Below are 13,034 nucleotides of genomic sequence, written 5' to 3'. Positions count from 1 at the left end.
CCGGTCGGGTGTCGCGGGTCGCGCCTAGACTGGCTCCATCGACCGGCGCGACGAGAGGTGCATGCCCGCATGAGCGTGGAGATCCCCCAGCAGGACGTCATGATCGTGACGGGGATGTCCGGCGCGGGCCGCTCCACCGTCGGCAACGCGCTGGAGGACCTCGGCTGGTACGTGGTCGACAACCTCCCGCCGCAGATGCTCACGCCGCTCGTCGAGCTGGCGGGCCGTGCGGGCACGTCGCTGCCCAAGATCGCCGCGGTGGTCGATGTGCGCGGCGGTGACTTCTTCTCCGAGCTGCGCGACATCCTCCAGACCTTCGGCACCGGCCCGCGACTGCGCGTCCTCTTCCTCGAGGCCACCGACGCGGCGCTCGTGCGGCGCTTCGAGCAGGTCCGGCGGCCCCACCCGCTCCAGGGCAACGGCACGCTGCTCGACGGCATCGCGGCGGAGCGGGCCCGCATGATCGAGATACGCGAGGCCAGCGACCTCGTCATCGACACCTCCGAGCTCAACATCCACCAGCTCGCCACCACCATCACCGAGCAGTTCAGCGGGGCGGACGACGCCGGCGTGCGCGTCACCGTCATGAGCTTCGGCTTCAAGTACGGCACCCCGGCGGACGCCGACATGGTGGCCGACATGCGGTTCCTGCCGAACCCGTTCTGGACGCCGGAGCTCCGCCCGCTCACGGGTCGCGACAAGGCCGTCAGCGACTACGTGCTGGGCCAGGAGGGCGCCGAGGAGTTCGTGCACGCGTACGCCAGGGCGCTCGCCCCGGTGCTCGCCGGGTATCAGCGGGAGAACAAGAGACACGCTACGATCGCTATCGGCTGTACCGGCGGCAAGCACCGCTCGGTGGCCGTCGCCGAGGAGCTCTCCAGCCTCCTCCGCGCCCTTCCCGGCGTCGCTGTCAGCACCAAGCACCGCGACCTCGGCCGGGAGTAGGGCACCCATCTCATCAAGGGAGTAAGCATTTGCCTCTGACCTCGGACGTCAAGGAAGAACTGTCACGCGTCGAGGTCAGCAAGACCACGGTGAGGGCCGCCGAGCTGGCCACGATCCTGCGGTTCTCCGGCGGGCTGCACCTCATCTCGAACCGCATCGCGGTCGAGTCCGAGCTCGACACCCCGCTCCTCGCCCGACGTGTGCGCAAGGACCTGGCCGAGCTCTACGGCGTCCGCAGCGACATCTCCGTCATCCCCGCGTCCGGCATGCGCCGGGCCACGCACTACCTGGTCCGCGTGATGGAGGGCGGCGAGACCCTGGCCCGCCAGACCGGCCTGCTCGACGCGCGCCGCCGTCCCATCCGCGGCCTGCCGAACCGCCTCACCACGGGCTCCCGCGAGGAGATCGCGGCGGTCTGGCGGGGCGCGTTCCTGGCCGCCGGGACTCTCACGGATCCCGGCCGCTCCGCCGCGCTCGAGGTCACCTGCCCGGGCAACGAGGCCGCCATGGCGCTCGTCGGCGCCGCGGGCCGCCTCGACGTCAGCGCCAAGGCGCGCGAGGTGCGCGGCGTCCACCGCGTGGTCATCCGCGACGGCGACGCCATCGGGCAGATGCTGCGCGTCATGGGCGCGCAGGGCACCGTCGTCAACTGGGAGGAGATGCGCCAGCGCCGCGAGGTGCGGGCCACCGCCAACCGCCTCGTCAACTTCGACGACGCGAACCTCCGCCGTTCCGCGCAGGCCGCCGTCGCCGCCTGCGCGCGCGTCGAGCGGGCCATGGAGATCCTCGGCCCGGACATCCCCGAGCACCTCAAGTACGCGGGCGACCTGCGCCTGCGGTTCCGCGACTCCAGCCTCGACGAGCTGGGCCACCACGCCGACCCGCCCATGACGAAGGACGCCGTCGCCGGCCGCATCCGCCGCCTGCTCGCGATGGCCGACAAGAAGGCCGTCGACGAGGGCCTGCCCGGCACCGACGCGAACCTCCCCGCCGACCTCGACGACGTCTGATCCGCGCGTCCTCCGACGACGCGAGCGCGCCCCGGCGGGCGGCGATCCGCTGGACGCCGGGCGTCATCCGGCCAGGTGGCGCGGAGGGCCGCCGGACTAGACTCGATCCGTCACCCACCCCCGGCCTCTGGCCGGGAGCCCCCGGGCAATGAAGAGGAGATACACCTATGGCTGACTACACTCTCGTCGACCTCCCGTACGACTACTCGGCCCTCGAGCCGAGCATCAGCGGCCGCATCATGGAGCTGCACCACGACAAGCACCACAAGACCTACGTCGACGGCGCGAACACCGCCCTCGTCAAGCTGCAGGAGGCGCGCGACGCCGGCGACCTGACCTTCGTCAACAAGCTGCAGAAGGACCTCGCGTTCAACCTCGCGGGCCACGTCAACCACACGGTGTTCTGGAACAACCTCAGCCCCGACGGCGGCGACAAGCCCACCGGCGAGCTCGCCGCCGCCATCGACGAGTTCTTCGGCTCGTACGACAAGTTCCAGGCGCACTTCACCGCGTCCGCCCTCGGCATCCAGGGGTCCGGCTGGAGCATCCTCGCGTGGGACTCGCTCGGCCAGAAGCTCATCATCGAGCAGCTCTACGACCACCAGGGCAACGTCGCCGCGGCCACCGTGCCGATCCTGCTGCTCGACATGTGGGAGCACGCCTTCTACCTCGACTACGTCAACGTCAAGGCCGACTACGTGAAGGCGTTCTGGAACATCGTCAACTGGGCTGACGTGCAGGCGCGCTTCGACGCCGCCCGCACGAAGACGCAGGGCCTCTTCCTCCTCTCGTAGCCGCATCCGCGGGCGGCCCGCCGGGAGACCCGGGCCGTCCGCGGATCACGCACGTCGGGACTCCCGCCCGCTCGACCCCCTCCATCACCCACGCCGCCTCAGCGCGCGAAGAACATCAGGAGAACACGTGACCGTCAAGATCGGCATCAACGGCTTCGGCCGCATCGGCCGCAACTACTTCCGCGCCGCGCTCGCCAAGGGCAGCGACATCGAGATCGTCGCGGTGAACGACCTCACCGACAACAAGGCGCTCGCGCACCTGCTCAAGTACGACTCCATCACGGGCCGCCTCGATGCCACCGTCGAGCTCGACGGCGACAACATCATCGTGAACGGCAAGGCCATCCGCGTCCTCGAGGAGCGCGACCCCGCGAACCTCCCCTGGGGCGAGCTGGGCGTCGACATCGTCATCGAGTCCACCGGCCGCTTCACGAAGGCGGAGGACGCGCGCAAGCACATCACCGCCGGCGCCAAGAAGGTCCTCGTCTCCGCGCCCGCCACGGGTGACAACGTCGCGACCCTGGTCCTCGGCGTCAACGAGGGCACCTACGACCCCGCCACGCACGACGTCATCTCCAACGCGTCCTGCACCACGAACTGCCTCGCGCCCCTCGCCAAGGTCTTCCTCGACGAGTTCGGCATCGAGCGCGGCCTCATGACGACGGTCCACGCCTACACGGCCGACCAGAACCTGCAGGACGGCCCGCACAGCGACCTGCGCCGCGCCCGCGCCGCCGCCGTCAACATCATCCCCACGTCGACGGGTGCCGCGAAGGCGCTCGGCCTCGTGATCCCCGAGCTCGTCGGCAAGCTCGACGGCTACGCCCTCCGCGTGCCCGTGCCCACCGGCTCGATCACCGACCTCACCATCGAGACCTCGGCCAACGTCACGGTCGAGCAGGTCAACGCGGCCTACAAGGCCGCTGCCGAGGGCCCCCTCAAGGGCATCCTCAAGTACACCGAGGACCCCATCGTCTCGAGCGACATCGTCAACGACCCGCACTCCTCGATCTTCGACGCCGGCCTCACCAAGGTCATCGGCAACCAGGTCAAGGTCGCGTCGTGGTACGACAACGAGTGGGGCTACTCCAACCGCCTCGTCGACCTCACCGAGTACGTCGCCGACCGCCTGTAGCCGGCCGTGGCTCTCCGCACCATCGACTCCCTCGGGGATCTCCGGGGTCGCCGCGTCATCGTGCGCTGCGACCTCAACGTCCCCCTGAAGGACGGCGTGATCGGCGACGACGGGCGCATCCGCGCCTCGCTGGGGACCCTCTCGGGTCTCCGCGAGGCCGGCGCGCGCGTCGTCGTGATCTCGCACCTCGGCCGCCCCGACGGCACGCCGGATGAGAAGTACAGCCTGCGTCCCGTCGCGGCGCGCCTCGGCGAGCTGCTCGGCGCCGACGTGGCCTTCGCGAGCGACACCGTGGGCGACTCCGCGCGGGCGGCCGTCGAGGCCCTCGGCGACGGCGACGTCGTCGTGCTCGAGAACCTCCGCTTCCACGCGGAGGAGACCAGCAAGGACGAGGCCGTGCGGCGCGGCTTCGCGGAGTCGCTCGCCACGCTCGGGGACGCGTTCGTGTCCGACGGCTTCGGCGTCGTCCACCGCAAGCAGGCGAGCGTGTTCGAGCTGGCATCGGCGCTGCCCAGCGCCGCCGGCTCGCTCATCGCGAGCGAGCTCGAGGTCCTCGACCGCCTGACGGAGAACCCGGAGCGTCCCTACACGGTCGTCCTCGGCGGATCCAAGGTGTCCGACAAGCTCGGCGTGATCGGCCACCTGCTGCCGCGCGTGGACTCGCTGCTCATCGGCGGCGGCATGCTCTTCACGTTCCTCAAGGCCCAGGGCCACGAGGTCGGCGCTAGCCTCCTCGAGGAGGACCAGGTCGAGACCGTCAAGGGCTACCTGGCCGAGGCCGAGGAGCGCGGCGTGAAGATCGTGCTCCCGACCGACGTGGTCGTCGCCGACGGGTTCTCCGCCGACGCCGCCCACGAGGTCACGCGCGCCGACGCCATCGAGTCGACGCCCGCGGGCGCGAAGGGGCTCGGGCTCGACATCGGCCCCGAGACCGCCGACGCGTTCGCGACGATCATCCGCGGATCGACCACGGTGTTCTGGAACGGGCCCATGGGCGTCTTCGAGCTGGAGCCGTTCGCGGCGGGCACGAGGACGGTCGCCGACGCGCTCACGCGCGTGGAGGGGCTCTCCGTGGTCGGCGGCGGCGACAGCGCCGCGGCCGTCCGCGCGCTCGGATTCGATGATGACCGCTTCGGTCACATCTCGACCGGAGGCGGCGCGAGCCTCGAGTTCCTCGAGGGGAAGCGCCTGCCGGGACTGGAGGTCCTCGGATGGCAGTGATCGATCGCCCGCAGGGGCGCACGCCCCTCATCGCGGGCAACTGGAAGATGAACCTGGACCACCTCCAGGCCATCGCGTTCGTCCAGAAGCTCGCATGGAGCCTCAAGGACGCCAAGCACGACTACGCGGATGCGGAGGTCGCGGTCTTCCCGCCGGCCACCGACATCCGCAGCGTGCAGACGCTCGTCTCGGCCGACAAGCTCGAGCTGGCCTACGGCGCGCAGGACCTGTCCGAGCACGAGTCCGGCGCGTACACGGGGGAGATCTCCGCGGCGTTCCTCTCTCAGCTCGCCTGCCGCTACGTCATCGTGGGCCACTCCGAGCGGCGCACGCTGCACGGCGAGACCGATGAGCAGGTGGCTGCCAAGTCCGCTGCCGCCGTGAAGCACGGAATCGTGCCGGTGATCTGCGTGGGCGAGACCGCGGCCGACCTCGAGGAGCACGGCGCCAGCGCCGTCCCCGTGGCCCAGCTGCGCGTCGCGCTGCAGGGCCTGCCGAAGGGCGCCGACGTGGTCGTCGCCTACGAGCCCGTCTGGGCCATCGGGTCCGGCCAGGCCGCGACGCCGGAGCAGGCCCAGCAGGTCGCGGCACCGCTGCGGGCCGTCGTCGCCGAGCTCCTGGGCGACGAGGCGGCGAAGGCCACGCGCATCCTCTACGGCGGCTCGGTCAAGTCCGGCAACATCGCGGGTTTCCTCCGCGAGCCGGACGTCGACGGAGCCCTCGTCGGCGGCGCCAGCCTCGACGTGCAGGAGTTCTCCGCGATCGCCCGGTTCCGCTCGCACGTCGGCGTCTGATCTGCGACGCCTCCTCGAGCCGCTCGCGTCCATCCGGGCGCGGGCGGCTCGTCATGCTCAGCCGCCCGCTATAATCGACAACGGCCCATCGGCCGTTCACCGGTCGGTCTCGGCCACAGCACCGCACCCGAAAGGCCGCACGTGGAAATCCTCCAGGTAGTCCTGCAGGTGGTTCTGGGAATCACCAGCCTCCTGCTGACCATGCTCATCCTCCTGCACAAGGGGCGGGGCGGCGGTCTGTCCGACATGTTCGGGGGCGGCACCACGTCGAGCCTCGGCTCCTCGGGCGTGGCCGAGCGGAACCTGAACCGCATCACCGTCATCCTCGGCCTCGTCTGGGTCACGTGCATCGTGGTCCTGGGGCTCATCACCAAGTTCGACACCGGATTGTAGGGAGCAGCCACATGGCATCAGGAGGAAGCGCCATCCGCGGTTCGCGCGTCGGCGCGGGCCCCATGGGCGAGCAGGACCGCGGCTTCCACGCGGAGCGCATCTCGATCTCGTACTGGGACGCCCTCGGCAACGAGACCGTCCGCCACTTCGCGGCGAACCTGCCGGAGGAGGAGATCCCCGTCACCATCGACTCGCCTCAGTCGGGTCTTCCGGCCGGGCGCGACAAGGCGAACCCGCCGTCGGTCGCGAAGCTCGAGCCGTACAAGACGCACCTCGCGTACGTGAAGGAGCGTCGCAGCGAGGAGGAGGCGAGCCAGCTCCTCGAGGAGGCGCTCGAGCAGCTCCGCGCCCGCCGCGGCACGGTCAAGGCCACCAAGTAGCACTGACCGCATCCGAACGTCGAACGCCCCCGTCCTGAGGACGGGGGCGTTCTGCGTCTCCGGGAGGCCCGGTCGGTTCCACCACCCCCGGCGGCACGCCTCCTACCGTGGCGCGTCCCCGCGGGGACGACGAAGGGCGGGTCCCGGAGGACCCGCCCTTCGTGTCGAGCGCCGGACCGCTCCGGCTCCCGCGTCAGTACGACGACAACCGGAGGTTCTCCGGGACGTCGGCGGCGGCCTCGCGGTCGATGAAGAACACCGTGCGCTTGCGGCCCTTGATGCCCGCGACGGGCACCTCGGTCCGGTCGGCGCCCGCGAGCGCCAGGCCCAGCGCGAACGCCTTGTCGGGGCCCGCGAGCACCATCCAGATGCGCAGCGACGAGTTCAGCACAGGCAGCGTGAGCGAGATGCGCTCGGCCGGCGGCTTCGGCGAGTTGCGCACGGGGATCACGGCGGCGTCCATGGTGCGGATGCCGTCGCTGTCGGGGAAGAGCGATGCCACGTGCCCGTCCGGGCCGACGCCGAGGAACGTGATGTCGAACCGGGGGAGCGCGGTGTCGCCGTTGGCGTGCGCGGCGAGCTCCGCCGTGTACGCGGCCACGGCCTCGTCGAGGCTGAGGCCGGCGTCGCTCGCGCCCATCGCGTGGACGTTCTCCGCGGGCAGCTCGATGTGATCGAGCAGGGCCGCGCGCACCGTGGTGTCGTTGCGCTCGGGGTCGCCGTGGGGCAGCCACCGCTCGTCGCCGAACCAGAAGTGCACGCGCGTCCAGTCGACGCTGTCGCGCGCCGCGGACTCGTTGACGGCCGCGAGGATGCTCGGGCCGACCGTCCCCCCGGTGAGGACGACGTTCGCGGTCTCCTCCTCATCCAGGATGTCGACGAGCTTCGTGAGGAAGCGCGCGGCGACGGAGCCGGTCATGGCCTTCTTGTCGGGGTGCACGAGCACCCTGCGGTCGTTCGTCATCGGTCTCCCGAGTCCTTCCGTGCGGTGGTGGACGCGGGGATGTACCCGTGGCCGGCGTTCGAGCGCTCGAGGCCGTGACGGATCACGTCCCCGTAGAGGGCGTCCGGGTCGAGGCGCCGCAGCTCCTCGGCCAGGCAGTCGCGGAGGCTGCGCCGGGGGAGGCTCACGTCGTGCGTCGGCTGGTTCGGCTGCTTGAGCGTCGCTACGTTGGCGATCGGCCGGTCGAGGTCGATGACGCCCGACGCGCGGTGGAGCCGCACGCCGTGGATCCCGCTCGAGCCGGTGGCGCGCGTGGTGACCTCGTGGAGCACGGGCACCTGCAGCTGCAGCCCGAGCCACGCGGCGAGCAGCACGGTGGAGGGGGAGTCGGCGGCGCCGGACACCTCCACCTGCGTGACGGGCTCGTACGGCGGCTGGTCGAGCACCGCGGCGAGCAGCGCGCGCCAGAGCGTGAGGCGCGTCCAGGCGAAGTCCGTGTCGCCGGGGGCGTACGTCGCCGCCAGGTGCTGCAGGGCCAGGCGCGGGTTGCTGCTCGTGGACGAGTCCGTGATGCGGCGCTGCGCGATGCGGCCGAGCGGCGACTGGCTGACGACCGCGGGAGCATCGTGCGGCCACCAGGCCACGACGGGCGCGTCGGGGAGGAGGAGGCCCGTGACCAGGCTCTCCTCGTCCTCGGCAGCCGCGCCGTAGACGCGCAGCACGACGACCTCGCTCGCGCCGGCGTCGCCGCCCACGCGGATCTCGGCGTCGACGCGCGCCTTCTCCGTCGTCGTCTCCGCGGCGGCACCGCGCTCGGTGGAGATCACGATGACGCGCATGGGGTGCTCGCGCGAGGCGTCGTTCGCCGCCTCGATGGCCTCCTCCTCGCTGCCGAGCGAGGTGGAGATCACGAGCGTCAGGACGCGGCCGAGGGCGACCGCGCCGCCCTCCTCGCGGATCTTGACGAGCGCCTTCGAGATCTTGGCGGTGGTGGTGTTCGGCAGATCGACTCTCATGGCCGCCTCCAGGTCCGTCCGTCGCGGGCGAGGAGCTCGTCGGCCGAGGCCGGCCCCCAGGTGCCCGGACGGTACTGCTCGGGCTGGCCCTGCGTGCGCCAGAATTCTTCGATGGGGTCCAGGATCTTCCAGCTCAGCTCGACCTCCTGGTGGCGGGGGAAGAGCGGCGGGTCGCCGAGCAGCACATCGAGGATGAGCCGCTCGTACGCCTCCGGGCTCGCCTCGGTGAAGGCGTGGCCGTAGCCGAAGTCCATGGTGACGTCGCGCACCTGCATCCCCGCGCCGGGCACCTTGGAGCCGAAGCGGATGGTGACGCCCTCGTCGGGCTGCACCCGGATGACGAGCGCGTTCTGCCCGAGGGCCGACGTCTGGTCCTCCGCGAACAGGTTCTGCGGGGCGCGCTTGAACACGACCGCGATCTCCGTCACGCGGCGGCCGAGGCGCTTGCCCGCGCGCAGGTAGAACGGCACGCCGGACCAGCGGCGCGTGTTGATGTCGAGCCGCATGGCCGCGTAGGTCTCGGTCAGGGACTCGGGGTTCATGCCGTCCTCGTCGAGGAAGCCCACGACCTCCTCGCCGCCCTGCCACCCGCCGGCGTACTGCCCGCGGGCCGTGGCGGTGGAGAGGTCCTTCGGCAGGCGCACCGCGGACAGCACCTTCTCCTTCTCGTCCCGGAGGCTCGACGCGTCGAACGCGACGGGCTCCTCCATGGCCGTGAGGGCGAGGAGCTGCAGGAGGTGGTTCTGGATCACGTCGCGGGCCGCGCCGATGCCGTCGTAGTAACCGGCACGGCCGCCCACGCCGATGTCCTCGGCCATGGTGATCTGCACGTGGTCCACGTAGTTGGCGTTCCACAGGGGCTCGTAGAGCTGGTTCGCGAAGCGCAGCGCCAGGATGTTCTGGACCGTCTCCTTGCCCAGGTAGTGGTCGATGCGGAACACCGAGTCCGGCGGGAAGACGGACTCGACGACCGCGTTCAGCTCGCGTGCCGTCTTGAGGTCGCTCCCGAAGGGCTTCTCGATGACGACCCGGCGCCAGTGCCCCTCCTTCTGGTCCGCGAGGCCCGAGCGGCGGAGCTGCTCGGTGACCAGCGGGAAGGACTTCGGCGGGATCGACAGGTAGAACGCGTGGTTCCCCATCGTGCCCCGCTCGCGGTCGAGCTCCTCGGTGATGTCCTTCAGCGTCTGGAACGCCTCGTCGTCGTCGAAGGTGCCCTGCACGAAGCGGATGCCCTGCGCCAGCTGGCGCCAGACGTCCTCGTCGAACTTGGTGCGCGAGTACTGCTTGACGGCCTCGTACACGACCTGCTCGAAGTCCTGGTCCTCCCAGTCCCTCCGGGCGAAGCCGATGAGCGCGAAGCCGGGGGGCAGGAGCCCCCGGTTGGCGAGGTCGTAGACGGCCGGCATCAGCTTCTTGCGCGACAGGTCACCCGTCACGCCGAAGATGATGAGGCTGCTGGGCCCCGCGATGCGGTTCAGCCGTCGGTCTGACGGGATCCGCAGTGGATTGAATTCCGGGGTGATATCCACCGGCGACATGTAACTCCTCGATCTGCCGGACGGATCCGGCGATGCGGTCATTCGAGCGTCGAGAGCAGGGCCCGGGCGTCCGTGGTGGGGTCGGTCAGGTTCAGTCGCAGGACGGGACGACCGTGCTCGGCGAGCACGGTGGCGTCGCCGGCGGCCTGCGCCTGGATGAGCTGCCCGAAGGTGAAGGGGCGGTCGGGGATCTCGAGATCCTCGGCCGCGTCCGCGGTGATCTGCAGGAACACGCCGACGGGAGTGCCGCCCTTGTGGAACTGCCCCGTGGAGTGGAGGAAGCGGGGGCCCCAGCCGAAGGTGACCGGACGGCCGACCTTGCGGGCGACGGCGTCGCGGAGGCGCTCGAGCTCGGGGAGCGCGAGGCGGTCGACGAAGGCCTGGACGGCGACGTAGCCCGTGGGGCCGACCTGGGCGAGCAGGGCGTCGATCGCCGACGCGACGTCGGACGCGCCCGCGGTGACCTCGCTCGTGCCGCGCACCTCGATGCCGTCCGTCGTGACGACGGGGGCCTCGGGCGCGGGACGGTCGTCCAGCAGTCCGCGCGCGGCGACCTTGGCGGCCTCCACGTCGGGCTGGTCGAAGGGGTTGATCTCGAGCAGGCGGCCCGCGACGGCGACGGCGTACTCCCACGTGAGGATCTGCGCGCCGAGCGTGCCGCTGATGACGATCTCGCCGTCGGCCGCGTCGTGCGCGTCGGCGTCGGCGACGAGCCGCGCGATCTGCAGGTCGGCGAGGCCGAGGCCCAGCTCGGGGGCGTCGGTCGGCAGCACGACGGGCAGGAGGCCCGTGCCGAGCTTGCCGGTGGACTCCGCGATGAGCTGCTCGACCCAGTCGCCGAAGCCCACGATGTGCGTGCCGTCGGAGACGATGCCGAGCTTGTCCTTGAGCGGCGAGGTGCCGGCGATCGCGGCGCCGAGCACGAGGCCCGGGTTCGACACGTCGTCGACGGCGAGCTGCGCGGACGCCGCCTCCGCCTCGTCGAGCAGGCCGCCGATGTCGGCACCGGCCAGTCCGGACGGCACGAGGCCGAAGGCGGTCAGCGCGCTGTAGCGGCCGCCGACGTCGGGGTCCGCGTTGAACACGCGGTACCCGTCGGCGCGCGCCGACTCGTCGAGCGGGGAGCCCGGGTCGGTCACGATGACGATCCGGGTGGTCGGGTCGATGCCCGCCGCGCGGAACGACTTCTCGTAGACGCGCTTCTGGCTGTCCGTCTCGAGCGTGGAGCCGGACTTCGAGGAGATGACCACCGCGGTGGTGGTGAGGCGGTCGCCGAGCGCGGCGAGCACCTGGCCCGGGTCGGTCGAGTCGAGGACCGTGAGCTCGACGCCCGCGGTGCGGGTGATGACCTCGGGCGCGAGCGAGGATCCGCCCATGCCGCCGAGGACGATGTGTTCGACGCCCTGGCCGCGGAGCTCCTCCCGGAGCGCGGTGATCTCGGCGACGAGGGGGCGCGAGACGGAGACCGCCTGCGTCCAGCCGAGGCGCTTGGTGGCCTCGGACTCGGCGTCGGGACCCCACAGCGTGCCGTCGAGACCGGTGATGCCGGAGGCGACGTGCGCCTCGACGAGGGCGGGGACGTGGTTCTCGACGGCCGTGGCCGCCGCGCCGCTCAGCGCGATGCGCACGCTCACTTGGCGCCGTCCAGGGCGGTCGTGACGGTCTCGATGAGCTCGCTCCACGACACCTTGAACTTCTCGACGCCCTCCTTCTCGAGGAGCTCGGTGACCTCCTTGTAGGAGATGCCGAGCGCGTCGACCCGGTTGAGGACGTCGTTCGCGGCGTCGTAGGAGCCCGTGATGGTGTCGCCCTCGATCACGCCGTGGTCGAATGTCGCGTCGAGCGTCTTCTCCGGCATGGTGTTGACGACGTCCGCCGCGACGAGCTGCGTCACGTAGAGCGTGTCGGGCAGGTCGGGGCTCTTGACGCCCGTGGACGCCCAGAGGGGGCGCTGCTTGTTGGCGCCGGCGCCGAGGAGGCCCTGGGCGCGCTCGGACGCGAAGGACTGCTCGAACGCCTGGTAGGCGAGCTGCGCGTTGGCGACGCCGGCCTTGCTCTTGAGCGCGGTGGCCTCGTCGGTGCCGAGCGCGTCGAGGCGCTTGTCGATCTCGGTGTCGACGCGCGACACGAAGAAGGAGGCGACCGAGTGGATGGTCGACAGGTCGATGCCCGCCGCCTTGGCCTTCTCGAGGCCGGTGAGGTACGCGTTGATGACCTCGCGGTAGCGCTCGAGGCTGAAGATGAGCGTGACGTTGACGCTGATGCCGGCGCCGATGACCTCGGTGATGGCCTCGAGGCCCTCGCGGGTCGCGGGGATCTTGATCATGACGTTGGGCTCGGCGATCTTGTCCCACAGCTTGTGGGCCTCGTCGATGGTCGCCTGCGTGTCGTTGGCGAAGTCGGGGGAGACCTCGATGGAGACGCGGCCGTCGAAGCCGGCGGTGCGGTCGTAGACCGGGCGGAAGATGCGCGCGGCCTCGCCGACGTCGCGGGTGGTGATCTCGAAGACCGCGCGGTCGACGTCGGCGCCGTCGGCCGCGAGCTCGCGGACCTGTGCGTCGTACGCCTCGCCCTTGGCGAGGGCCGACGCGAAGATGGTGGGGTTCGTCGTGATGCCGACGACGTCGCGCTCGGCGATCACCTTCTCGATGCCCTTGGCATCGATGCGCTCGCGCGACAGGTCGTCGAGCCAGATGCTGACGCCCGCGGCGGAGAGCTGCGCGGTGGGGGAAGTGGTGTCGGTCATGTTGCCTTCTTCTCGCTGGTTGTGAGGTTCGGGGGGAGGGGCGCACGCGTGCGCCCCTCCCGGGTACCCGGTCGACGCGCCGATGGGCGGGTCGATCGGGGCGGCCGGCGGGGAGCGGA

The 13,034-nt window shown here is 71.1% G+C and carries 13 protein-coding genes; 8 read left to right on the top strand and 5 right to left on the bottom strand.

What is annotated here, in order from left to right; all coding sequences use genetic code 11:
* The first annotated feature begins 69 nt into the window (after positions 1-69).
* The 8 genes from rapZ (at position 70) to JOE38_RS03780 (ending at position 6,672) form a co-directional block, all read left to right on the top strand.
* Entirely contained in the window at positions 70-945 is an 876-nt protein-coding gene (gene rapZ, locus JOE38_RS03815) for an RNase adapter RapZ (RefSeq protein WP_204574929.1), read from the top strand.
* A 29-nt stretch (positions 946-974) separates the two neighbouring features.
* Complete coding sequence (gene whiA, locus JOE38_RS03810; protein WP_012038434.1) at positions 975-1,955, top strand: DNA-binding protein WhiA; 981 nt, start codon at positions 975-977, stop codon at positions 1,953-1,955.
* A gap of 167 nt (positions 1,956-2,122) precedes the next feature.
* Positions 2,123-2,749, top strand: a complete 627-nt coding sequence (locus JOE38_RS03805; RefSeq protein ID WP_204574928.1) for a superoxide dismutase — start codon at positions 2,123-2,125, stop codon at positions 2,747-2,749.
* A 127-nt stretch (positions 2,750-2,876) separates the two neighbouring features.
* Entirely contained in the window at positions 2,877-3,884 is a 1,008-nt protein-coding gene (gene gap / locus JOE38_RS03800; RefSeq protein ID WP_204574927.1) for a type I glyceraldehyde-3-phosphate dehydrogenase, read from the top strand.
* A 6-nt stretch (positions 3,885-3,890) separates the two neighbouring features.
* A complete protein-coding gene (locus tag JOE38_RS03795) occupies positions 3,891-5,105 on the top strand; it encodes a phosphoglycerate kinase (RefSeq protein WP_204574926.1) in 1,215 nt (404 codons plus the stop codon).
* Positions 5,096-5,899, top strand: coding sequence for a triose-phosphate isomerase (gene tpiA / locus JOE38_RS03790; protein WP_204574925.1), 804 nt, complete (start codon positions 5,096-5,098; stop codon positions 5,897-5,899). The genes JOE38_RS03795 and tpiA overlap by 10 nt, the downstream gene beginning before the upstream one ends.
* A 141-nt stretch (positions 5,900-6,040) precedes the next feature.
* On the top strand, positions 6,041-6,292 hold the full coding sequence (gene secG / locus JOE38_RS03785) for a preprotein translocase subunit SecG (RefSeq protein ID WP_012038429.1): 252 nt from the start codon (positions 6,041-6,043) through the stop codon (positions 6,290-6,292).
* A gap of 11 nt (positions 6,293-6,303) precedes the next feature.
* Positions 6,304-6,672: an RNA polymerase-binding protein RbpA gene (locus JOE38_RS03780; RefSeq protein WP_012038428.1), complete on the top strand. Its 369-nt coding sequence runs from the start codon at positions 6,304-6,306 to the stop codon at positions 6,670-6,672.
* A 193-nt stretch (positions 6,673-6,865) separates the two neighbouring features.
* Here the strand turns inward: JOE38_RS03780 and pgl are convergent, their stop codons facing one another.
* Genes pgl through tal form a run of 5 tightly spaced genes read right to left on the bottom strand, consistent with a single transcriptional unit; the run spans position 6,866 to position 12,915 of the window.
* Positions 6,866-7,636 (bottom strand): 6-phosphogluconolactonase, encoded by a 771-nt coding sequence (pgl, locus tag JOE38_RS03775; RefSeq protein ID WP_204574924.1) that lies wholly within the window; start codon positions 7,634-7,636, stop codon positions 6,866-6,868.
* Positions 7,633-8,631, bottom strand: coding sequence for a glucose-6-phosphate dehydrogenase assembly protein OpcA (locus tag JOE38_RS03770; RefSeq protein ID WP_043586688.1), 999 nt, complete (start codon positions 8,629-8,631; stop codon positions 7,633-7,635). The genes pgl and JOE38_RS03770 overlap by 4 nt, the downstream gene beginning before the upstream one ends.
* Positions 8,628-10,169 (bottom strand): glucose-6-phosphate dehydrogenase, encoded by a 1,542-nt coding sequence (gene zwf, locus JOE38_RS03765; protein WP_204574923.1) that lies wholly within the window; start codon positions 10,167-10,169, stop codon positions 8,628-8,630. The genes JOE38_RS03770 and zwf overlap by 4 nt, the downstream gene beginning before the upstream one ends.
* Before the next feature lie 38 nt (positions 10,170-10,207).
* Positions 10,208-11,803 carry a glucose-6-phosphate isomerase gene (locus JOE38_RS03760; protein ID WP_204574922.1) on the bottom strand — a complete coding sequence of 532 codons (1,596 nt, stop codon included), beginning with the start codon at positions 11,801-11,803 and terminating at the stop codon, positions 10,208-10,210.
* Positions 11,800-12,915: a transaldolase gene (tal, locus tag JOE38_RS03755; protein ID WP_204574921.1), complete on the bottom strand. Its 1,116-nt coding sequence runs from the start codon at positions 12,913-12,915 to the stop codon at positions 11,800-11,802. Before tal ends, JOE38_RS03760 begins: the two co-directional genes overlap by 4 nt.
* Between the last annotated feature and the right edge of the window lie 119 nt (positions 12,916-13,034).

This window comes from Clavibacter michiganensis (assembly GCF_016907085.1).
Taxonomy (GTDB): domain Bacteria; phylum Actinomycetota; class Actinomycetes; order Actinomycetales; family Microbacteriaceae; genus Clavibacter; species Clavibacter michiganensis_O.
Note: the sequence above shows the minus strand (reverse complement) of the source record. Positions and strands in the feature narration are given on the sequence as shown.